Origin of the sequence: Streptomyces sp. CRCS-T-1 (assembly GCF_024442335.1) — a bacterium.
Taxonomy (GTDB): Bacteria; Actinomycetota; Actinomycetes; order Streptomycetales; family Streptomycetaceae; genus Streptomyces; species Streptomyces koelreuteriae.
The window spans coordinates 4787312-4809760 of sequence record NZ_CP101651.1 but is presented as its reverse complement, the minus strand read 5'-3'; the positions used below and the strand labels follow the sequence as shown (position 1 = coordinate 4809760).

General features: G+C 68.1%; 13 protein-coding genes, 2 tRNA genes and 3 pseudogenes. 11 read left to right on the top strand and 7 right to left on the bottom strand.

The annotated features are described in order from the left end of the window. Positions 1-7: 7 nt before the first annotated feature. From NNW99_RS21925 to NNW99_RS21900, 6 genes are all read left to right on the top strand, one after another. Positions 8-1891, top strand: a complete 1884-nt coding sequence (locus NNW99_RS21925) for an IclR family transcriptional regulator C-terminal domain-containing protein (protein ID WP_251057899.1) — start codon at positions 8-10, stop codon at positions 1889-1891. Positions 1892-2534: 643 nt separating this feature from the next. After that, entirely contained in the window at positions 2535-3725 is a 1191-nt protein-coding gene (locus NNW99_RS21920) for a hypothetical protein (protein WP_215120842.1), read from the top strand. A gap of 707 nt (positions 3726-4432) precedes the next feature. Continuing rightward, entirely contained in the window at positions 4433-4840 is a 408-nt protein-coding gene (locus NNW99_RS21915; protein ID WP_215120841.1) for a DUF4357 domain-containing protein, read from the top strand. A gap of 62 nt (positions 4841-4902) precedes the next feature. Beyond that, positions 4903-5466, top strand: a complete 564-nt coding sequence (locus tag NNW99_RS21910; protein ID WP_215120840.1) for a hypothetical protein — start codon at positions 4903-4905, stop codon at positions 5464-5466. 394 nt (positions 5467-5860) lie between these two features. Then, positions 5861-5933: transfer RNA gene (locus NNW99_RS21905), tRNA-Arg, on the top strand. Between the two features lie 288 nt (positions 5934-6221). After that, a complete protein-coding gene (locus NNW99_RS21900) occupies positions 6222-7166 on the top strand; it encodes an abortive infection family protein (RefSeq protein ID WP_215120839.1) in 945 nt (314 codons plus the stop codon). Positions 7167-7246: 80 nt separating this feature from the next. Here NNW99_RS21900 and NNW99_RS21895 read toward each other — a convergent pair whose 3' ends face one another. The 3 genes and pseudogenes from NNW99_RS21895 to NNW99_RS21885 form a co-directional block, all read right to left on the bottom strand. Next, positions 7247-8404 carry a site-specific integrase gene (locus NNW99_RS21895; RefSeq protein ID WP_215120838.1) on the bottom strand — a complete coding sequence of 386 codons (1158 nt, stop codon included), beginning with the start codon at positions 8402-8404 and terminating at the stop codon, positions 7247-7249. A gap of 2 nt (positions 8405-8406) precedes the next feature. Continuing rightward, positions 8407-8616 (bottom strand): annotated as a pseudogene (locus NNW99_RS39165) (excisionase family DNA-binding protein); the annotation flags it as partial. Next, a pseudogene (locus tag NNW99_RS21885) lies at positions 8609-9875 on the bottom strand (replication initiator). The pseudogenes NNW99_RS39165 and NNW99_RS21885, both read right to left, overlap by 8 nt. A gap of 990 nt (positions 9876-10865) precedes the next feature. Between NNW99_RS21885 and NNW99_RS21880 the strand changes: the two are divergent. After that, positions 10866-10940: transfer RNA gene (locus NNW99_RS21880), tRNA-Ser, on the top strand. Positions 10941-11710: 770 nt separating this feature from the next. On the opposite strand, the gene NNW99_RS21870 is transcribed toward NNW99_RS21880, so the two are convergent. Beyond that, a complete protein-coding gene (locus NNW99_RS21870) occupies positions 11711-12328 on the bottom strand; it encodes a hypothetical protein (RefSeq protein WP_251057895.1) in 618 nt (205 codons plus the stop codon). Positions 12329-12453: 125 nt separating this feature from the next. Between NNW99_RS21870 and NNW99_RS21865 the strand changes: the two genes are divergently transcribed. Further along, positions 12454-13563, top strand: coding sequence for a DNA-binding transcriptional regulator (locus tag NNW99_RS21865; protein ID WP_215120837.1), 1110 nt, complete (start codon positions 12454-12456; stop codon positions 13561-13563). 14 nt (positions 13564-13577) lie between these two features. Next, positions 13578-14150: an HD family hydrolase gene (locus tag NNW99_RS21860; RefSeq protein WP_215120836.1), complete on the top strand. Its 573-nt coding sequence runs from the start codon at positions 13578-13580 to the stop codon at positions 14148-14150. A 706-nt stretch (positions 14151-14856) separates the two neighbouring features. Here the strand turns inward: NNW99_RS21860 and NNW99_RS21855 are convergent. From NNW99_RS21855 to NNW99_RS21845, 3 genes and pseudogenes are all read right to left on the bottom strand, one after another. Then, a complete protein-coding gene (locus NNW99_RS21855) occupies positions 14857-15228 on the bottom strand; it encodes a hypothetical protein (protein ID WP_215120835.1) in 372 nt (123 codons plus the stop codon). Positions 15229-15937: 709 nt separating this feature from the next. Beyond that, a pseudogene (locus NNW99_RS21850) lies at positions 15938-16435 on the bottom strand (Scr1 family TA system antitoxin-like transcriptional regulator); the annotation flags it as partial. A 232-nt stretch (positions 16436-16667) separates the two neighbouring features. After that, positions 16668-17423, bottom strand: a complete 756-nt coding sequence (locus tag NNW99_RS21845; protein ID WP_215120815.1) for a GPP34 family phosphoprotein — start codon at positions 17421-17423, stop codon at positions 16668-16670. A 236-nt stretch (positions 17424-17659) separates the two neighbouring features. On the opposite strand from NNW99_RS21845, the gene NNW99_RS21840 reads away from it, so the two are divergent. After that, positions 17660-20323 (top strand): D-alanyl-D-alanine carboxypeptidase, encoded by a 2664-nt coding sequence (locus NNW99_RS21840; RefSeq protein ID WP_251057890.1) that lies wholly within the window; start codon positions 17660-17662, stop codon positions 20321-20323. A 197-nt stretch (positions 20324-20520) separates the two neighbouring features. Then, positions 20521-22443, top strand: coding sequence for an MFS transporter (locus tag NNW99_RS21835; protein ID WP_215120813.1), 1923 nt, complete (start codon positions 20521-20523; stop codon positions 22441-22443). Positions 22444-22449 lie beyond the last annotated feature (6 nt).

The window sequence follows — 22449 nt, the reverse complement described above, 5'->3', positions numbered from 1 at the left end:
AGAGCCGATGCCAGCGAAGCCCATGAACGACGACCCCGAGGGGTCCGCCGCCCCCTCGGCCGACGAGAACGGGGCGACGGTGAAGGACGGCGGGACGACGGCTGAGGGGGGCGGGGCGACGGCAGGGGACGGCCGGACGACGGCTGAGAGGGGCGGGGCTACGGCAGAGGACGGCCGGACGACGACAGAAGGCGGCGGCACGGCCACACCGGCCGGGGGGTCGACCACACCAGCCGGGGAGTCGACCACACCAACCACGGGGGCGACCACACCAGCCACGGAGTCGATCACGCCGGATGAGGCGGTCACGCCATTGATACGCGGCATCGCGGTGCTGCGGGAGCTGACCGAGGCAGACGGCACGCTGAGCCTGAGCGGCCTGGAACGGGCCACCCGCCTCGCCCGCTCCACGGTCGACCGCATCACGGCCACGCTCGCCCGCATGGGCTACGTCCGCGTGGACGGCCGGGACGTACACCTCTCCCCCCGCCTGATGGAACTGGGCAACGCCTACCTGGCCGCCCTGCGCCTCCCCTCCCTCCTCGCGTCTCGGGCGGACGCCTTGGCCGACGAACTGGACGAGTCGGTCTCCCTGGCGGTCGCCGACCGCGACGGCATCCGCTTCATCCACCAGGCCACCCGCCGCCGCGCGATGTCCCTGAGCTTCCGCATCGGCGACCTGCTCCCCGCCGAACGCACCGCCCCCGGCCCGTTGTTCGCGACGGAGTGGACGACCGCCGACTGGCAACGCTGGCGCGAACGCCGGGCGGCGGACCCGCGGGACCTCTCCTTCACGGCCGTACCCCCGCGCAAGTACGGAGCGGACGAGCGAGACGACGAGACGTTCGTGAGCCGCACGCAGGAGGCGGCCGCGAACGGCTGGGCCCTGGACGACCAGCTGATCGAACCGGGCCTGGTGGCGGTCTCGGTACCGGTCCGCTCCCCTCACACGCCCCCCGCCCACCGCCCACCGGCCTGCGTGGCCAGCGTGGTCAGCCACACCAGCCGCCACACGGCACACAGCCTGCGCACCACGCTGCTCCCAAGGTTGCAGGAGGCGGTAACGCAGATGGAGGGGGAACTGGACCGCACCCCACCCCCACCCCCCGGCACCCCACCATCGGACCTGGCGCTCTGGACGGGCGCGTCGAAACAGCAACTCGGCCGCGACTTCATCGAATCCCTGGCGCGGGGCCTCACCGTCCTCACGGCCTTCGGCGAGGCCAGGCCGGAGCTGACCCTCACGGAGGTGGCCCAGGCCACGGGCCTGGCCCGGGCGACGGCCCGCCGCGCACTGATCACCTACGAACACCTGAACCTGGTGACGCAGACAGACGACCGCACCTTCGCCCTGACCCCCCAGATCCTCTCCCTGGGCTTCCCACCCCTCTCCCGCACCACCCTCCCTGACATCGCCCACCCCCACCTGGCCGACCTGACGTCCCGCATCCACGAGTCGACGTCACTGGCGGTGCTCTCGGACTCGGGCGAGGAGATCCAGTACACGGCAAGGGTGGCGACGGGCCGCGTCATGAGCGTGAACATCACGGTGGGCACCCGCCTGCCGGCGCACGTCACAGCTCTCGGCCGAGTCCTCCTGTCGGACAGAGCCACGACCAAGACCACAGACACTGACTCCCTGACCTCGATCCGCTCCCAGGGCTACGCCTTGGTGGACGAGGAACTGGAAGAGGGCCTCCGCGCCATCGCGGTCCCGATCCGCGACCGCTCCGGCAGAGTCGTCTCCGCCCTCAACACAGCGATGCACGCAAGCCGCCACACCCTCCGCGAGTGCGTGACAGACCTCCTCCCCGAACTCACGACCACAGCCACCCGCATCGAATCAGACCTCCACACCGCCACCCGCTACACCCACGTCCCCCTGACCTGACCCCCACCCACCCGACCCGTATCCGGATGACGGACAGCACGGACCTCGGCGAGGAGTTCGGGGCGACGGCTCTCCACTACGGGCCTGGGTTACGGGAGGCTCTACTCGGCGTACCCGACGGGCTGGAAGTTCGACCGCGTGACGGCCCTCTGAGTCTTCCTCGTCCATCTCGGCGACGAGGCCAGTGACCGAATCGAGCAGAGCTCACGGGACTGCTCTTCAGTGACGGGTGCCGGCCTCACCTCAAGGCCCCACGTCACGTGCACAGGCCACAGCATGACGCGAGAGGACACCCTCCAGTTCAAACACGGTCATGAGGTCGGCCCACACGGTTCCCTTCAGGACATTCGTGATCACCTGGCGCTTCACACCGCTCCACTGGGCAAGCGCAGGCAGGGAGTCCACAGGTGGAGTGTCATTGGTGGCCACCGGCCAGCTGGCACCCTGCCAGCTGGCCGCTCCGGCTCTGCACTAGTGCCGCTGCCACGAGAAGGAAGGCAGGCGCCGCCAGGTGTGCCTCGAACCCTCGCCAAGACATCTGCGCCAAGGGGGCTTCGGCGTTGGAGGGCTAAGAACTGGCAGGTCACGCCGCTTCTTCCCCGCTGATGCCAGGCCACGGAAAACCCATGGCGGCCCACCTGACATGCGCCAGGCCAGCCAGGCCTTCCTGATACTTGTCCTCAACTCCCCTCTCCACAAGGAACATTGGAGTGTCGCCAAGATCTGCGTTCACCTGCGCCAGATGAAGGCCGTGTTCTACGCTGCGGACGCGTTATCTTGTCGCCGATTCTTCGGAGGAACCTTGGGCAAGGGCCAGCGCCGGTCGCCGGAGCCTCCCGCGAAACCGGTGCCGCATGATCGTGTCACCACTCCGGTGCTGGTCGAGTTGATCCCGTCCGTGGGGCGGTTCTCCGAGCCGTTCCGCGTCGACGATCTGCACGCGATGACGGGGGCCGGGCAGTGGGCCATCGGCCTGGCCATGAAGTTCCTGGCGGACTGCGGGCTGGTCAGGAAGCTCTCGGGACGTGGAATCTATGAGTCGACCCGAGCTGCTCAGGAGATCACTCTCGCCTGGGACAACCATCCCGAAGACGGCATGCGCGCCTTGCGAGATACCTGGGACCGCCTGTGGTTCGTCGGGGCAGCACGAAAGCGCACCCTCGAAACTTCCGCTCCTCGCGCGGCATTGCGGCTCCGGTTCGTCCAGATGGTCAAGACACCCGGCTACGAGAAGAGCATCGACCGTCTCCTGGATCTCATGATCGCGGTCGGATACCTGGTGGCCGAGAATGACGGCTTCCTCCGCTGGCACGAGAATTCCCCGGAGACCCCCGCGGCCGACAAGGAACAGCCTGCCGCCGACTCTTCGGAGTCCTCCTCGGACGAGCAGCCGGTCGGCGATGCACCTGACGAGCCGCAGGATCCCCCCTCCCAGAAATCCGAGAGCCAATCAGCCACTGCGTCGGGGCAGGACGACGAGGAGGCCACCACTCCGGGACCACGCAGCGGCAACGAGCAGGAAGCACGGCCAAGGTTCGGTCCCGAGGCTGACAATCTGCTGACTCATCGCCTTGGCGTCGGCGAGGCATGGCATCTGACTCCCGGAGAAGCGGCCGCTCTCCACGACCACGTGACCGGCTTGCTCACGGTCCTCTCGGGGATTAAGGCCCGTAAAGAGACGGAAGGCACCCCGCTGAACCCGGAGCTGCTCGGACCGATGTGGTCCCTCGCCCGTATCGCCGACATGGAACAGGACGAGTGGCTCACCACCCACCGGATGATCCGGGAGTTCAGCAGCCTCGGGTCGTTCCGGAAGGAGCACATGAGTAGCTGAAAGTCGGGTCCGGAGGCGCTCCATTCCTTGGCCGGAGAGGCGCCTCCGGACCCCGCCCAAAACCGAATCCGTTCACCGCGGGCGGAAAGGCCCGCGAGAAGGGGGGCTTTGGCGTGCCCTCACCCAAGGCGAGAGCCACTGACCACCGTAGCGCGACCATGCCGCGTACCCCATACGTTTCCGCAAACCCGCTGATCATGGCCGCCGCAGCGCGACGCCCTCGCTCCTGCGCGGGAGCCCGCGTGGCCAGGTGCACCCTGCGTGCCGCGTTTCTCCGCGTCATCCGTGTCTTGGACGACGCCGTCCGGGCCGGCCAGATGAGCCCACGAACGGCCGAGAGTTACATCGCCACCGGCGAACGCCTCTTGCGGTACACCGACGCACCCGGCCGGGACCGCGACGACGACATCACCCCCGTCCATGCCGACAGCACCCGCAAGCTCCGTAAGCCCGGCGTCGATGCGCTGTTCACCGAAGCCCGGTGTCTTGGCTTGACCTCCAAGGCCCCGCTGCCTGACCTGCCGCCCATCCCCCTCTCAGCACGTCGCGCTCCAGCTCCTGGTGCGTGTGCCAAGTATCAGGAGAGCGGCGCGCCCCGACGCCAGGAAGCCACGCAGCATCCCGCGGGGAATACACCCCGACTCCACTGAGTTACACTGCACACCCCAGTATTCAGCAGAACAATCAGTGGTGATCTCGGAGGTCGCATGCCCACCATCGTGCTCCATCTCCCACACGACCTGCTCTCCAAGCTGGCCGCGGCCGGACCGGACGGCACTGTCGAGCTGAGCCTCGACGTCCGCACCGGCGAACCGGGGCAGCCCGAAGAGGCTCCGCAGCCGAGCGGCCCGCTCGCTCCCCTGCTGCGCACCGGCCTCCTGGCTCCGGGCACACGCCTGCACCTTCATCAGCCGCGCGCGAACCGTTCCGCGACCGCGACGGTCCACGCTGACGGCACGCTGACGGTCGAAGGCAAGCTGACTCCCTTCCGTTCACCGTCGAAGGCCGCCTTCGCCGTGACACAGAGCCAGGCGAACGGTTGGCTCACTTGGCGGCTCGCCGACGGACGCACCCTCGACGACCTGCGCGACGAGCTTGAGCAGAGTGAGGCCTGACCCTGGAGAACACCGACGCGACACCCCCTCCGACTGGTCAACAGCCGACACCGCTCGCCTTCATGGACGAGTCCGAACCCGATCCCAAAACGGCCCCCGGCACCTACATCCTGGCCATCGCCCTGGTGCTGCCCGCCATGCTGGAGCCTGTCCGGGAGGCGATGCTGTCGCTACGTCTTCCCGGGCAACGCAAGCTGCACTGGCACGGGGAGTCCGCCGGTCGGCGCGCGACCATCGTCGATCGCATCGCGTCCCTTCCTGTCCGGCACCTGGTCGTCGTACGCGACGGGCTGCCCGAAGAGCCGTCGGAGCGTCGGCGGCGCAAGTGCCTCGCACGCGTGGTGTGGGAACTTGACCAACGCGGGGTGACCCGGCTCGTCGCCGAAAGCCGGGAGAGGAAGCAAAACGGCCGCGATGTGAAGGCCGTCGGCTACCTGCGCTCCAGCGGCATGGTGAGTTCCGCGCTGCACATGCTCCACGAGCCCGGCCCCTGTGAACCGGTGCTTTGGGTCGCCGACTGTGTCGCGGGGGCAGCCGCCGCGGGGCGATCCGGTAAGAGTCACCAATTCGATGCCCTGAGGCACACCGCAGATGTCATCCGCATCACAGCCGGCGGCACCGGATGACCCATGGACCGGACGGCGCAGGCCCGGGACCCCGCCGTCCGGCGGGAACTTCCCGGGCCCACTTCCGATCGCTCCGCGGAGGACCGGCGCAGTCGCCATTGTGGAACACCGCACAGGCAGCGTCGACGGCAGCACATCGACACGATGGCGAGCCAATGATCCGCCCCCACCAAGGAAGCCTCCAGGCAAGGCCCACGTCGTCCAGGAAGTCATCGACGCCCGCGCCTCCGCTCCGCCCAATCCGCTACGCTGTTCACGTCAGCGGTCAGGTCGCGCCAGACGCCCGCCCGGGAATCCGTCGCGAGCACCAGCGCACCCCCACTGGCCAGCGGGCTTGTACGCCTTGGCCGAAGATCCATCTGCTGGGTTTTCTCCAAGGTCCCTGACAAGCCCCGCCTTCGTAGCTCAGGGGATAGAGCACCGCTCTCCTAAAGCGGGTGTCGCAGGTTCGAATCCTGCCGGGGGCACAGCCAGAAGGGCCAGCTCAGGAGGGGTTTCCTCCCGGGCTGGCCCTTCGTCGTCTTCGAGGGCGTGCCACACGCGTGCCACACGCGTGCCACTACGTGGCTTCATGGGGTCCACGACCGGCACATCGGGCCCGCCTCTTGGAGAACCCTGCTGTCACGCTGAGCGAAGGGTCGTTCGGCCGCTCAGCCCTGCCAGTCGGCGCCTGGAAATGCGCAGCACAACAGCGGGCATCGTTGGGATACTCCTTCTGCCTCTATGGAGACATCTTGCACTGGAGGGACGGGGGCATGTCACCTGAAAGCCGGATCACCGAGCTCACTCGGCGCCGCATCGTCGATTGGCTGATACTCGGCAACGTGAACTGGGCAGGCCGCTTGGAGGAGGACGCCTTCCTAGCTCGCATCTACGACCTTGACAGCATGGAGAGCGGCGATCCGCGCTTCGACACCGCGCGAGGCGACATCTGGCAGCATCGTGTGCACAATCCGTATGACTGGCCCGACGACTGGATCTTCCAAGATCGAAGATTCGGGTTGCATCAGGGCAGCCCCGACGAGACGTTCCTCAAGTTCCTCTCAGAACTGCTTCACCCAATGGTCCGGTCGGACCGCGATGAGGTTGAGCGACTTCGCACCGAGTTCAACGAGGCACTGGCCCCAGACGGATACGAAATAGTGCAGAGCGGCAGCATCAGTGGCCATCCTCTGTACGAGGGGCGCTCCAGAAGCTCGTTCCACGGCTCACTTCCGCAACTGAATCTGGAGCAGCGTCCGCTTTTGACCAATCACCGCGTTCTTCAGGAACACCTAGACCGGATCCGCGACGGAGTAGATAGAGATTCTGCCGCCGCGATCGCCTCATGCAAAGAACTGGTCGAAAGCCTCTGCAAGATCATATTGGATCGCAGCGGGGTGGAGTACCCAGCGCACGACGATGTCCCGCAGTTGTACCGCAAGGTCGCCGAATTGCTCGCTTTGAAGGCGGAGTCGGTACCCGCAAGCGCGAAGGGAAGCGAGACCGCACAGAGAATCCTGCGCACGCTTTCGACTACAGTGCAGTGCCTTGCTGAGCTGCGCAATCAACTAGGCCTGGGACATGGACGCACCACCTCCAGTCCGGCCCTCACTCGGCATGCACGACTCGCACTCAACAGCACGGTCACCATTACAGAGTTCCTGCTCGACACTTGGCAGGAGCGCGTCGACAAAGGAACTCTCAGCATCGCCAGCTAATGCGAAAAGTGAAATGGTCAGCTCAGGAAGGCTCCCTGAGCTGACCTCTCTCACGTACAAGGTATGCCGCACGCACACCCTCAGTGCAGCGTAATTGCCACGTCCACTAGTCCAGGGGTATCTCTCCCACCCCTGCGAATCATGGCCCCGAGTCGGTCGGCGATGGCCCGGTCACGGTCACTGGTCATGTGCTGATAGATCAACGCGGCCCGGGAGCTGCTGTGCCCCATCCTCGTCATCAGCTCCCGCGTGCTGGCCCCGGCCGTGGAGGCCAGCGTGTTCCCCGTGTGGCGCAGGTCATGAAAGTGCAGCTCGGCCGTGACGCCCGCAGCCTTACGGGCCTTGACCCAGTCGTCCCGGAAGTTACTCCGCCGCAACTGCCCGCCCTGCGGCCCCACAAAGACGTGCCCCTCACGGCCGGGGGCGGCGAACTGCTCCAGGTGGTGCGAGACCGCATCGAGCAATTCGGCCGGGAAGGAAACAGAGCGCACGCCAGCCGCAGACTTCGGCGCCTTGTCGAAGAGCCGACCGTCCTGCAACTCGGCCTGAGCACGGCGCACAGTGACGGTTAGCCCTTCCTGGTCGATGTCCCGGCGTCGCAGGGCTGCCAGCTCCCCGAACCGCAGTGTGGTGAAGGCCGCCAGGAGCACGAGCAGCCGGTAGCGGGGCGCGGTGGAATCGGCGATGGCGAAGACCTCCGCCACCGTGAGGACGGGCCGCTCCGGCACGTCGTAGCGGTCCGCGCCCTTGATGCGGCACGGGTTGCGCCGGATCAGCTCGTCGTCCACAGCCGTGTTCAGCAGGGCGCGCAGCAGTTGGTACGCCTTGACAACCGTAGGTTCCCCGGTGCCGGCCGCGAGGAGCTTGCCGTGCCAACTGCGCACCCGGGCTGTCGTCACATCGGCCACGCTCCCGGCCCCGAAGGTGGGCAGGATGTGCAGCCGCATCACCGACTCGTTCCGCTCGCGGGTGCGGTCGGCGAGCTTCCGGTCCCGCAGCCACGCGGTGGCGTACTCCTCCAAGTTCACCGCCCCGGCGTCCGGGTCCGACCACTGCCCGCGCGCTACGTCCGACTCAATGTGTGTCAGAGCGACTTGGGCATCGGTTTTGGAACCGTAGGTCTTCTCCGCCGGGCGCAGTTGCCCTGACTCCGGGTCGCGGTAGCGGACCTGCCAACGACCGGACGGAAGCTGCCTGACCGAGCCGAAGCTCCGGCGCCTTCCTCTCTTGTTGGCCATGAGGCAGCCCTTCGCAGGGGCCCGCGCCGCTGACCGATCGGCTGCACCGTGTGGGCGTCGATGAAGGCGTTCAGCGCGCCTTCTGGGATGCGGACGTGTCGGCCGACCTTGACGAACGCGATGCGTCGCTCGGCGACCAAGCGGCGTGGGAAGCGCTCGGTGGTACCGAGGAGTTCGGCCACCTGCGCGACATTGAGGTAGCGGTCAGCCACGGGTGGGCTCTCCTTCCGTTCCGGGGGCGGGTTCGAGGGATGCGGCAAGCCAGGCTTCGGTGTCCGAAAGGCCCGGTTCCGGCGAAGACCCAGTGCGCGAGGACGTACGTCGTGTCGGGCTCGGGGCCGTTGGCTGTTGCGGCTTGGGCTCGGCGCCATTCGGCGCGGGCGTCGCGGAGGGCGCCGAGGGTGGTGGAGTAGCGGCGGGACTTGGTGGAGAGGTGGCCGCGGAATCCGAGCATGTGGGCCCAGGCGCGCAGGCGAAGGTGTTCGAGGTCCTTGCGTGCGCCGAGGAACCAGGCGGTGCGGATCATGCGGCGGGCGTGGTCGCTGATGTCGAGCTGGGCGAGTTCGGCGGCGAACTTGAGCGGCCGGTCGAGAGGTCCCGTGGCGGTCTCGGCGCCCTTGGTGGCGTACTTGGCGATGTAGGCAGCGACGGCCCGTTCGGTCAGCTCCTGGCCGCCGTTGAAGTCCGCCGAGCGGATGGTGCGTACGTCGAGTTGGCGGCCGAAGGTGAAGGAGTGTGCGCGGCCGTCGATGGCCGGGCCGTCCACCTGGACCTTGGCTGTGGCAGTGCGGATGGCGTCGGTGAGCAGCTCGGCCGTGGCCCAGGCAGGGGGCGGTGTGTCGCCGCCGCTGGGGCCGTCGATGCGGATGACGGCGTGGAAGTGGACGGCGCCGCGCTTCTGGTACTCGGCGACCTTGGCGAAGGACACGCGCGCGTGCTCGCGGAACCGGCGCTGAGGGAGGCCGGCGCGCTTGGCGACCTCTCGGCGGACGTAGGTCGAGAAGCGCCGCCAGAGCGGCCCAGCGTGGGCGTTCCACAGCACGGCCGCTTCGTAGTCGTAGGTGTCCGGGTCGAGCGGGGAACCGAGTACGTCGTCGTGCTGGGTGCCGCAGCGGCAGGGGCGGCCACTGGAGGGGCGGTTGTGGACCGGTCCGAAGCTCGGGGCGGTGAAGGTGGCGAAGACGCGGGGGTGGGCGGCGACGTGTTCCGGGATGCCCTTGCCGCCGCGCAGGCCCGAGGTGATCAGGTGGAAGGTGTCGCGGCGGTAGACCTCGGCGCAGGCGGCGCAGCGGGTCGTGCGGCGGTTGTTGCAGCGGACGAGGAGCTGTCCGGCCGGGAGGCTGGTCGAGTCGAGGCGGTGGAGGACGTTGCCGATCTCGCCGGTCGTCGTGTCGACGTCGTACTCGGTGCGGTGGCCGTCGAGGCGGATCGGGTGGGCCCCTGTCCAGGCCCCGCGTCGAGCATGAGCCACTCGTGCACATTTCGGCCGGGGCCAGCGCCTGCCAGCGATCTGACTTGTTGTCGGCACCGGTCGAACAACCCCCTAGCCGGACCGATTGCCACGCACGGTCGCGTTGGCGGCGGCGACCGTGTCGATGCCGGTGGGAGTTCGACCGGGGGCGTATGAGGAGTTTCGTGGGCGAGTGATAGTGACCAGCCAGGCCTCACCACCGCTTGAATCCGGCCAGTCTTGGCCGATGCCCATCGAGGCACACAACCACTTAGATTGTATGATCGCCAGCGACCAAAGACCTAGTCCTGCTGGGGGATAACATGCGAACACCACTGGCCATAAAGCGACTTACGGCCGTCGGATTGGCCTCGATGGGACTCGTCATCTCCATGAGTTCCACGGCCTCGGCCGATCAAGCCGGAGTGTGGATGAAGGATGGCCACTACTTCAGCATCCGAAAGACTGCCAGCACCTCGTCGACCCTACTCCACACCATTACCGACCCTCGCGCCAAGATTCCTTGCACCACGACCCCGTGCACGCGGAATAACAGCGGCGGCTCATACAAGTGCTGGTCTGGGGGTCCTTCCGGAAATGACTGGGTCAAGGTGAGGTGGGACGGAAAGACGGGTTGGGTGGCCGTCCTCTGTGTCGAAGGCGGACGCATCGACTGACTCGGGGTGCCAAGTTCTAATGGGACTCATGGGAACTAGCGGAGAATTCAGCTAGTCCAGCAACTGCCAAGAAGACCAAAGTTTCCCAAGTTAGGGCTCAAGTACCGTTTCCATGCGTCGGCGGTCACGGCTTGCTCTGTCGACGGCACCGGTAGCGTGGCTGATGCCGGTGGGGGCAGCGAGGCACACGCGTGCGTGGTCGGTCGGCGCACCCGCCTTCGTGGCTGACTGTCGTCGGCTGCGGTTCGTGCCACGACCGTGCCAGATGCAGCGGTCAACCTCGGTCAAGTAAAGCCTCACGGTCGAGTTAGCAGCCACCGCATCGGGTAATGAAGCCCCAGGTCACTGGTACGGTCTCCCAGCCGCTCTCCTAAAGCGGGTGTCGCAGGTTCGAATCCTGCCGGGGGCACAGACTGCGTAGCAGGTCAGAGAGTTACGGGCCCTCGTTCCATTCGAACGGGGGCCCGACTCGTGATCGACTGTCACAGGGAATCCACGCGACAGGCCACGAGGCCGAGGCACGCTGCCGTAGCTGTCGGTGAGGGCTCATGTGGTTTCGAACCGGTGCCTCACCCTTGCTCGACACTGACCCAGGCCGCCTACGTCATCGGCGCAGACCTAGCGGAGTCGGCAAGGTGAGCGGCTCGTGCAGCGAGGGATCTCCGGGACGAGCCGCGGGGGATGCCTGTTGCTGGCGCCGGCCGGTGGCGCGGGTCAGGTAGGAGTGCTACCCGGTGCCGACGCGGCGGCATACAGGCACCCGGGGGCTAACCGCTGCGGCCCGCCCCGCGCGGTCCATGAGGATGGCGGCGGATCCGCACGTTGCAGTCGGAGACACGCGACAGGTCACTCTCCGCCCTGGCGGCCTCCCGCTCTCTGGCAAACCGTTGGCACTCCGGACAGCCGCTCACGGGCTCCGGCTCGGGGAGTGGCAGCCTCCGCTCCACCGCCCTCTTGGCCCTGTTCACCGGTCTCCTCCTGGACCGACGGCGCGGGCCGCCTTGCGGTACTCCTCGCGCAGCCGGTCCTGCTCCGCACAGGGGAGGTTCAGGTTGGCCCCGTCGTCGTCCATGGCACGACACGTCGGGCAGGCAATGCAGTGATCGGCGAAGCGCACGAAGGCGGCCTGCTTGGGCGTGACTTGAGGGAAATCTGCGAGCGGCTCGCACGCGGTATCACTCACACTCCCTCCCCCGGGTCAGTACTGCGCCGCCCGGCGACGATCAGCCGGGCGACGGCGAGCGGGGCACACAGCGTCGCGGCCGATCCCATCGGCACCGACCAGTACGAGGCACATGCCCGGGCGCCTCCCACAGCGTCCACCTGCGGCACCCCGAGGTAGCTGCCGAGCCCAAGCAGTTCCACGCCCATCGCACGCCAGGCGTCGGCCGCCCGCTGCCACGCCTTCGGCATGTCGGCAGGCACGAGTGCGTAGTACCGGAAGTGCCGCGGATCGCAAATGACCGGACCACCGCCGAGAGCCTGGTCCATGAACGCGTCCAATTCAGCTGTCTCGGTGCAGCCTGTCAGGGCGGCCACGAGCTGACCGGGGATCCGCGCGGCGGAGAAGAGCGTGCCCAGGGGCAGCATCGCGACCTTGTGCTCCTGCCACTCCAACCTGGCCCGGTCGCGACTCGGCGCAGGCAGCGTCGACAGCAACCAGAGCACTGTCGCCGAATGCCGGTCCGCAGCTTGGGGTACGAGCACGCCGGGCTCGTGCTCAACATGTGGCAGCACACTGATCGCTCCCCACGGGCCTGCTCCTCGATCGGTACGCGCGACCGAATCGGATTCCACGGCAGCACCTTCCCTATACGCTCAGTAGTTGATTGGCTACCTGGACGGTAGAGAGCCCTGATCAGCGGCTGAAGTGACTGGCGGTACGGGTACGCAGAGGGGTCGCGAGGGGAGAGGTGGGCGTGATGCCGCCAGGCTCGGGAGAAACCCGGACCGGCAGTAGGGGTAGGCCTTCACGACCCCGGATCGGGGTCATCTCCGGCTACGCGTTCCGCGTCATCCGAGAGCAGATCGGCCACACACAGGAGGTCGTCGCCGAGCAGTTGAAGGTGTCGCCGGACACGATCGCGGGCTGGGAGTCGGGACGCAGGCCGCTGACCGCGGTGCCGTTGGGGCAGATGCTCGTACACCGCCGCCGGCTGATGCGGATGGGAACCTCGCCATCCCTCTTGCAGGCCCTGGAAAGAGCCATCGAGGCCGACGTCCTCCTGACGAGCGCCCTGGACGAGGAAACACCGCCCGAAGAAAGCTCACTGGGAGCCTGGGTCATGCAACGCGACCTCGTCGAGGTCCTCGCCTGGCCGCTCACACGGGTGCCACCTCAGACCATCCGCGATCTGCCCACCCCTCCCCGCCGCGGCCCCGTACCGTCGGCCCCCGAATTACCGGCCACCGACCGGCGCCGATTCTTCGCACGAATGCGGGACACCGCAGAGCAAGCCCGAGGCGAAGAACAATTCCTGCTGCGACGCCAAGCGCTGTACCTGTCCGGCTACGACGACCAGTCCGACACCTCCGAATGGCTCACCCACCAGCAAGCCACCGAACGGCCCAGAGGCCGGCTCATCGACTGGCTCAACGCCCGCTCTGTTGCGGCGGTCGCCGCGCGGCAGGGCGACCGTGACCGCATGGGCCACTTCATCGACACGGTCCTCATCGACGACGACCACGGCGAGGCAGCGAACCTGAACTACTGGGCCTACTGGATCGGCGAGTACCAACACCTCGAACTGTCCGACGACTTCATCGCCTCGCCCACCCCCGGGCCCTGGCCCGGAGACAAACTGCTGTCCCACCTGGCCCACGGGCTGGCGCCCCACCACGGGTACGTCGACCTGAACATCCACACCCTGTGGACCCTGCTCGCCATCAGACCGAACCTCTTGAAATCAGGCGCTGCGACCCGGGCCCTGAACGACCGGCTACCCGTGATGTTGGATAGCCGGGAACTGTCCGCTCGCGCCCGCCGTGAACTGGACAGCATCAGGTACGCGATCCGCCTCGCTGAGGCGTGAGAGGGGACTCAACCGTGGCAGAAGAGCTGGCCCAGGTCGCGCGGTTCCTGTTCGAAGCGGGAACGCTCAAGCAGTCCAAGCGCACCGGCTGGTGGATGGCCGGCGTACGCGATCCGGAGAGCGTCGCCGAGCACTCCTGGCGCACCTCACTGATCGCCTCCGTCATCGCCAAGCTGGAAGGCGCGGACCCCGCCCGCGCCGCCTTCCTGGCGGTCTGGCACGACTCCCAGGAAACCCGCACCGGCGACGTCAACCACCTCGCGAAGAAGTACGCCGGCGAGGCCGACCCACAGGCCGTCACCGCCGACCAGGTCAAGGGCATGCCCGAGATCCTCGCCGCCACCGTCCGAGAACTGATCACCGAGTACGAAGCCCGCGAATCCCCCGAAGCAATCTGCGCCCGCGACGCCGACAAGCTCGAGTGCATGCTCCAGGGCATCGAGTACAAAGCCCAGGGCTACGAACTCGCCCAACGCTGGATCGACAACAGCCGCGCTCGGCTCACCACGAAGACGGCCAACGAACTCGCCGACCAGCTCCTTGAGATGGACCCGCTGGACTGGCTGCGCAGCACCATGGGCGAGTAACACCAACCCCCCACACAACGACAGGCGCCCCCTCACGCCCTCGAGCCCAAGGGGACCGTCACAGATGCCCGGGCCACGCCACGAAGCATGGGCATGGCTCTACGAGCAGCAAGCCAAGACGACAAGCGCCCCCTGGCATCCGAGCCCTGCCCCATCACACACGCCGTACCCCGCACCGCCTGGACGATCCGGCCAATGCTCCGCATCCCCCTCGCTCACCGCCGGATCCGCGAACTTCCCGCGTGCGCACCCAACTTCAAGCCCACGCCACAGCCTGAGTTACAACCTTCTCTACTGGTTCAAGTCGGCTCGCTCCGCTCGCCGCGCGCGGCCCGGCCCCCGGCCGGGCCTGCGCTCCTGTCTCCGCCCCGCTCCAGCCCGGCCGGCGTCCGTGCCGCGCGCACAGCAGTCAGCCACCTGATGCCAGAGAAGGGGTACGTCGTGGCTGGGGCGGTCGGCTCCACGGCTTTAGGCAGCCACTTTGGCGCGAGCCTCGAAGATCATGGCCCCAACGTCGTGCTTTAGCGGGCAGGTCAACAGACTGCCCGACGCGCCGGAAGCTTACGGGGCCATGATCACTCGCGCCAAAGCAGCTCCAGCCCAAAGCCGCTCCGCCGACCTCAACCTAGGCCCTGCACGTCGCAACATAAGGCAATAAGATCTCAACGACCGGGTTTCAGTTAGAGGTCCTAACGGAATGACCTGCTCAGTGATTGATCGACAGCCCATTGGCTGGCGTATCACCACTGTTCGTGTCCCAAGCGCGCACATTGACAGACTCCCAGCCCGCTTCCGGTATGTGGAAGGTGTATTCGAAGTCGAACCATCCACGTTCAAGCCCGAAGCTATCTTCGCGGTACACCACCGGATCGGCAGGGTTTCTGAAGATTGCCCACGCAATATGCACATCCCCCTCCATGGTGAAATCCTTTCCACGGATCCGAATGTTAGAGCTGCCTATATTCTCTCCAGCAATGCGTGGTTTCATCGGATAGGGAAGACAGAAATTAAGCGTACTGTCGAGACTTACGGGGCTGTAATGATTATCCCCATCTGCCGGGCACACCGAGTTGGACATGAAACCACCAAAGAATAGCGCCTGACATTTCCAGCAATTACGCCAATTGCTCTGAAGGTGGTCGCCGTCACCCAGACCGTGAACCAGTCTGTAGTTGGGCGCAGGGTCACCGTGAACGTGCCCGTGGCCGGGGCGTGCCGGACAGATGCCATCCTCCCCGTACCGCGGCGGAATATCCGGGTGGCCAGAAAAATAGAGAACGTAACAGTAGATGCATCGCCGCCAATTCTCCTGGAAGGGGACAAACGGCAGCGATATCTCACCTAGCGTGAACTGCGCCCCTGCAGGTTGATGCATCCCGCTCTCCGGGCACTTCCCCATGTCGTAATCCTCTTGGTCGCCATAGTAGCCAGCATAAAAGAGCCCTTGGCAGTCCGAGCAGTTCCGCCACATAGGAGCACCTTCCATCTTCCGGAAAGCCGGTATCTACCCTTCCTTTCCCGGGTAGTCTGGGTATTTCGGGACCCCGACAAGGTGCGCCGATGCGAACGGCATCCTCAATCCTGCGAGAGGCAAGCCGAAGCCGCCATGGCGGGATTCGCCATTCGCGAGGCCTGAGGAGAGGTGTAAAGTCCCATGGCTATTGGGCCTTTCGGGACGACATGGAACTGGTTGACCGTTTGACGGCTCCTGAGCTTTGGCAGGTCCGTTCAGACCAGACCTGAGGGCGCTGCCACGAAGGTGGCCGACCACCCATGAACGCAGGTGAACGCAGCGGGTCCGTCTCGGCGGTGATACGTCCCTGCCGGCGCAGCCGGACCTCGACGCGCTTGTCGTTGTCCGCCTCCGACGCCTCGGGCGAGCCGCCCCGGATGATGGCCTCGGCGTACGCGCGCGTCTGCAACAGGCCGGTGATGATCTGCGGTTCGTAGACCCTGAGCGACTCGGCGTCCGTCTCCAGGCCGATGTAGACGCTGTAGGGGATGTCCCCGAAGGCGTGCCACCAGCCCTGCTGCCGGGAGTCCTTGGCCATCTGCATCAGCGAGTCGACGATGCGCTGGTCCTCCACCTCGTACACGCCGCACAGATCGCGCACGTCTCGCTGGCTGATGCTGCGCCGGCCGTTCTCGAGCCTGCTGATCTTCGACTGCGACACCAGCAGCCGCTCGGCGACCTCTTCGGCCGTCATGCCCTTGAGCTCGCGGAGCCTGCGGAGCTCCTGGCCCAGCCGGCGCCGCCTGACGGTGGGATTGACATTGGACGCCACGGGAACGTGCACCTCCGGCTGCGTGCCTCTACTTTGCGTATCTGCTGTTGAGCAGACTGCCACCAAGGTGCTTCCTACCGCTGGGAAACGGTGGATATGCGACGGGTACACGCCAGTTCGGACAGGCACGCCGAGCGGGGCGGGGAGAGTGTGTGCTCTCCCCGCCCCGCTCGGACAGCGGCTCCCGTGACCGGGTCGTGGGTGCGGCGTGGTGCTCGTGGTGCGGCGCGGCTCAGTGGGCCGGGACGCGGGCCATGCTCGCGCGGTGCGGCTGCATCGGAACACCGCGGGCGGGTTCCGGTGCGGACCTGGCTCCGCCGGCGGCCTGGCGGCCGGGCGGTGCCGGGTTGCGGCGCGGCTGCGCGGCCACGCCGTTCTGGACGTCCATCACGGCGTGCGCGACGAGGCCGCCCATGGGGTCGTGCCTGATCAGGTCCCGCAGCCGGGACCGGGACGAACGTCCCTCGTTCCCCGGATACAGGTGCTTGCCGAGGCCGACCGCGTGTGCCAGTGCGGCGAGCGCGGCGGTCCGCGGGTCCGGCGGTACGCCGGTGCGGATCGCGGAGTCCAGCCTGGCCCTGATCTCCCGGCTGATCTCGGTGTCCGTCGCCTGGTAGCGAGTCGTCGGCAGCACTCCGCACATCTGGCCCGCCACGGCATGCACCATGCCGCATCGCTCCAGATGCGAGAGGTAGGTCTGGCGCAGCCCCAATCGTGGCCCGCCGATCCAGTGGACGGCCCGCACGGGAGCGCCACGCCTTCGCAGCAACTCCAATGCGCAGTCCAGTGTCGGATCTCCAGTCGGCCGTGGTGCCACCACGGCGATACGATCCCCGTCTGGGGCTATCCGTCCGGCCAGCGCCAGCTCTACTAGCTGTGCTCCGGCCAGACCGAGGTCGAGCGACTGCGGCTGTGCAGTGGTACCCGTGGTCGGGTCCAATGCCAGCAGCAGAAGCTCCTCCGGAAGTGTTCTGCGGCTCCTGCCCATCCATGCCTCCCCGCGTGGATGAAAGACAGGGTGACCCCTCTCACATTGGTCTGTCGAGGGTGCGTGACCGGTTCGTAGTGGAACCAGTAGGTATGTCGTTCTCGTCTACCGGATGGGTTCGACCCGTACACAGGACACTGGTACATGGTTCGGACAGCGCCGGGGAGCGGTGTCACGGCGGCGGTTCACGGTTCGTTACGCGTACGCGGGGAGTGCGGCGCGAGGAGGAGGCATCGGTGGCGGGCGAGTCCCCCGACAGGTCGAAGCAGCGCGAGTCGTCGGAACAGAAGACGTCGGGGAGCGCGAGTCCGGTTCCGGAGGCCAGGAGCGAGGCGTCCGCGGAGTCCCCCCGCGACCCGCGCGTCCCGGTGTCCCGGGACACGGAGAAGTCCTCCGCACGCGGCGGCGTCGATACGGCGACCCGTGTGTTCTCCGTCCGCACCCCGGACGAGCCGACGGACGCTCCGAGCGATGACGCGTCCGACTCCAAGGAGCCCGCCGACGCGACGCCTGACGCCGAGCAGGGCGACGGCGACGGCGACGCGGAGGCCTCCGGCTCCGGGCAGGGTGACGACACCTCGGGCAGTGACGGGCGGCTGCGGGACGCGGTGGCCGCGTGGGTCGCGTCGGCGGACGCGGACGAGGATGAGAAGCCCGACGCGGCCGAGGGCCGGGACGAGGATGCCGAGAGCGCCGAGAGCGCCGAGAAGGGCTCCGGAGACGACCAGGAGCCCGAGAAGGCCGCCGAGGGCGCGGGCGAGAGCCCGGGCGGGTCTGCGGACGCCCCTGCCGCAGAGGCGGCGTCGGAGGGCTCCGAGGGCTCGGAGGCGAGCCAGGACGAGGACGACGAGCCCGAGGCGGACCGTTCCGCCACGGACGCGGACGCCCCCGAGGCGGATGCCGACACCGACAGCGAGCCGGACACCGCCGCGTCCGAGGCCGCCGACAGTGAGCCCGCCGAGGACGACGGCGCGGCGAGCGACGCGGACAGCACGGCGGACAGCGACGCCGAGGCCGAGCCGAAGACCGAGAGCACGGCGGACGCCGACGGCGAGGCCGCCAAGCCCAAGGCCCCCCGCGCCGCCGACGACTCGAAGGCCGAGCCGAAGACCGACAGCACGCCGGACGCCGACGCCAAGGCCGCCAAGGCCGAGTCGAAGGCCGACAGCGCGGCAGACACCGACGCCAAGGTCACCAAGCCCAAGGACCCCCGCGCCACCGACGACTCCGACGACGCTGACGACTCCGACGAGGACCCCTCCCCCGGCGCCGAAGGCGAAGGCACCGGTGAGGCACCGGAGTCCGGCAAGGGCGACGACGAAGACGAGGACGACGGCTCCGCCGGGGCTCGGGTCGATCAGCCCACCGCTGTGTTCAAGGCGCCGCGGCCGGCCGTCGATCAGCCGACCACGATGTTGAAGATCGGGGGTGCGGCCAAGGGCAAGGACGCTCCCGAGAAGGAAGCCGAGCGGACCAGTAAGTTCGTCGCGCTCAAGCCGCTGGACGAACCGGCGACGCGGAAGCCGGCCGCACCGGCGGCCCCCGCGCCCGCCCCCGCCGAAGCCACCGCCCCCGTCCCCGCCGTCAGCCCCGAGCGGACCACGCAGCAGCCGTTGCCGCCGCGGCCGCCGCTGGACATGCTGGCGGAGCTGACGAACACCCCGCCGCCCCCGGACACCCCGCTGCGGACGGCCGTACGGCGGGTGAAGATCTGGACGCCGCTGGCGCTGCTGCTGGTGATCGTCTTCGCGGTCGTGCAGAGCGTGCGCCCGCTGCCGGCGCCCACGCTGGAGCTCAGCGCGAAGGACAGCTACACCTTCGAGGGCGGCAAGGTCGACATCCCCTGGCCGGCCGACGGCCAGGCCGCGCTGGATGTCCAGGGCATCGGTACGTTCGGCTCGTCCGGCGAGCAGAAGCCCGTGCCGATCGCGAGTGTCGCCAAGGTCATGACCGCCTATGTGATCCTGCGCGATCACCCGCTGAAGAGCGGTGAGGACGGGCCGAAGATCGGGATCGACCAGGCCGCCGAGGACCAGTCCGACGCCGGCCAGGAGTCCACCGTCGATGTGACGAAGGGCGACAAGATCACCCAGCGGGAGGCTCTGGAGAGCATCCTGATCGCGTCCGCGAACAACGTGGCGCGACTGCTGGCCCGCTGGGACGCGGGGTCGGAGAAGGCGTTCGTGCAGAAGATGAACGACGCCGCCGAGGACCTCGGCATGAAGAACTCGACATACACCGACCCCTCGGGCCTGAACAACACGACCGTGTCCACGGCCGTGGACCAGGTGAAGCTCGCCCGCGCCGCCATGGAGCAGCCCGCCTTCCGCGAGGTCGCGGCGATGATGTCGTACGTCGACTACAAGGGCACCAAGCACGACAACTGGAACCGCCTGGTCGGCTACAACGACGTCACCGGCATCAAGACCGGCACCACCACCTCGGCGCTCGGCAACCTCGTCTTCTCCGCGAAGAAGGACGTCGACGGCGAGACCCACCGGGTCATCGGCGCCGTGGTGCGCCAGCCCGCCGGCGGTCCGGACAACACGATCCTGGGTGCCGCGCTGCACGAGGGCGACCAGCTGATCCGGGCCGCGCAGGGTGCGCTGGAGTCGGCGACGATCCTGAAGAAGGGCGACATCGTCGGGTACGCCGACGACGGTCTTGGCGGCCGTACGCCGGTCGCCGTCACCGAGGACGTCACGGCGGTCGGCTGGGCGGGCCTGTCCGTGAAGCTGACGTTCGCCGCGGACGAGCTGCCGCACACGGCCAAGGCCGGCCAGAAGGTGGGCACGCTCACCGTCGGTGACGGCAGCAGCAGCGCGGTCAAGGTTCCGGTCGCCCTCCAGGAGGACCTCGTGGAGCCGGGCTTCGCCGACAAGCTCACCCGCATCGGCTGAGCCCGGGACGCCCACTCGCACCACCGCACCCCGCCGGTCGCAGCCCGTCCGGGCTCCGCTCGGCGGGGTGCGTGCTAGCGTCCCGAATCGGGGCAGGTCGCCGTCCGCGGCGGCGCGGTCGCGAACCGAGGGTGAACGGTACGCGGCCGGGAAGCAGAAGCTGAGAACAGAAGACGGGACACGGGGAGTGCCTTTCAGTGGCCACTGCGGAGCCGACACGCACCGAGAACGCCGATCCGGGCCCGGTATCCGGCCCGCGAATAGGCATGTCCGAGACGCGGGAAGCCGACCCACCGGACGCTGAAGCACGGGCCGACGTACGGGACGCTGACGCACACGGCGCCGACGCGGGGGACGCCGACGGCACGACCGGCCGTGAGCGCGACACCCGGCTTCGGGCCGCCGTACTGACGCTGCGTGAGCGCATGCTGCGCCACCCCGTCCTGTCCGTCACCGGCCTCGCCGGAGTGCTCCACGTCGTCTGGTTCTTCACGTTCGCGAACAGTGGCGGCGACCTCGCCGCGCAGGACGCGTGGGCGGAGTTCGTCGGCCGGCACCCGGACTCGGCGTACAACCTCGCCTGGTACGGCGGGATGCACCCGGTGTCGTACAGCGTCGTGTCGCCGTATCTGATGTCGGTGCTCGGCGTGCGGACGACGATGATGATCGCGGGGACGGTGTCGGCCGGGCTGCTGACGCTGCTCCTGCTGCGCAGCCGGTCCGTCCGCAACCCTCTGTGGGCGTCGATGGCGGGCGTGTTCGGGCTGTTCTGCAACGCGGTGTCGGGGCGGGTGACGTTCGGCCTCGGCATGATGTTCGCGCTCGGCGCGGTCTCCGTGGTGTTCTGCTGGCCGTACCGGTGGCGTTACAAGCGCTGGGCGAAGGCCCTGTGCGCGGCGCCGCTGGCCGCGCTGGCCACCATGGCGTCGCCGGTCGCGGGTCTGTTCGTGGGCCTGGTGGCGGTCGCGCTGTTCCTGCAGAAGCGGCGGCCGGGCGCGTGGGCGCTGGGGCTGGCGCCGAGCGCGGTGGTGGGCGTGTCGGCGCTGCTGTTCCCCTTCTCGGGGACGCAGCCGATGATATTCGGCTCGGTGATCCTGCCGGTCGCGTTCTCGGTCCTCGCCTATGTCCTGGTGCCGAGCGACTGGAAGACGGTCCGGCTGACGGCGGCGGTGTACGCGCTGGGCGTGGTGCTGGTGTGGCTGATCAGCTCCCAGATCGGGTCCAACATCACGCGGCTCGCGATGCTGTTCGCCGGGGTCGCGCTGGTGGCCGCGCTGCCGTACACGGTGCCGCGCGGCCGCAGGTGGTACGCGGCCGTGGTCGCGATGGTCGCCTTCGCCGGGTGGATCGGTTTCAAGACGGTCGACGACATCGTGCACACCGCCCCGGCGGCGTCCTGGTCGCGTGAGCTGGCGCCGCTGCTCAACGAGTTGCAGGAGGTCGGCGCCGAGAAGGGCCGGGTGGAGGTCGTCCCCGCCCGCTCCCACCGGGAGGCCGCCGCGCTCGCGCCGTACGTCAACCTGGCCCGCGGCTGGATGCGCCAGGCCGACATGGAGCGCAACCCCCTCTTCTACGACGACACGCTCAACTCGGCGAACTACCGCGAGTGGCTGCGGCGCTGGGGCGTGCACTACGTCGTGCTGCCCAAGGGCGAGCCGGACGGCGACGGCGGGGTGCGGGAGCGGGCGCTGGTGCAGCGCGGGCTGCCGTATCTGACCCAGGTCTGGGGCGACGCCAACTGGCAGCTCTTCAAGGTCACCGACCCCGCCCCGCTGGCCGAGCCCCACACCGTCGTCGAGCGGGCCGAGCAGGGCGAGATGGTGCTCAAGGTGAAGAAGCCGGGCCGGATTCTGGTCCGCATCCCGTACACGCCCTGGCTGAGCGTCGTCGACTCCGAGGGCAAGAGCCTGAAGCCGCCCCAGGAGACGGAGGAGTCCAGGAACCGGCCCGAGGGCGAGCCGAAGACGTACGTCAACGTCAACGGCTGCCTGATGGACACCGAGGAGGACGAGCAGGGCGTCCGCTGGACGGAGCTGCTCGCCCCGAAGGCGGGCACGTACCGGCTGGCGGCGCCGTACCAGTTCCCGCGGGGGCTGCCCTGCCCGCAGGAGCTGCGCTGATCGCCT

Bases quoted from the DNA above. Each gene is read 5' to 3' on its own strand.
- NNW99_RS21895 (WP_215120838.1), bottom strand. From the start codon at position 8,404: ATGGCCAACAAGAGAGGAAGGCGCCGGAGCTTCGGCTCGGTCAGGCAG.
- NNW99_RS21920 (WP_215120842.1), top strand. From the start codon at position 2,535: ATGCGCCAGGCCAGCCAGGCCTTCCTGATACTTGTCCTCAACTCCCCT.
- NNW99_RS21910 (WP_215120840.1), top strand. From the start codon at position 4,903: ATGGACGAGTCCGAACCCGATCCCAAAACGGCCCCCGGCACCTACATC.
- NNW99_RS21925 (WP_251057899.1), top strand. From the start codon at position 8: ATGCCAGCGAAGCCCATGAACGACGACCCCGAGGGGTCCGCCGCCCCC.
- NNW99_RS21855 (WP_215120835.1), bottom strand. From the start codon at position 15,228: ATGTCCAACTCGGTGTGCCCGGCAGATGGGGATAATCATTACAGCCCC.
- NNW99_RS21915 (WP_215120841.1), top strand. From the start codon at position 4,433: ATGCCCACCATCGTGCTCCATCTCCCACACGACCTGCTCTCCAAGCTG.
- NNW99_RS21845 (WP_215120815.1), bottom strand. From the start codon at position 17,423: ATGGGCAGGAGCCGCAGAACACTTCCGGAGGAGCTTCTGCTGCTGGCA.
- NNW99_RS21865 (WP_215120837.1), top strand. From the start codon at position 12,454: ATGCCGCCAGGCTCGGGAGAAACCCGGACCGGCAGTAGGGGTAGGCCT.
- NNW99_RS21900 (WP_215120839.1), top strand. From the start codon at position 6,222: ATGTCACCTGAAAGCCGGATCACCGAGCTCACTCGGCGCCGCATCGTC.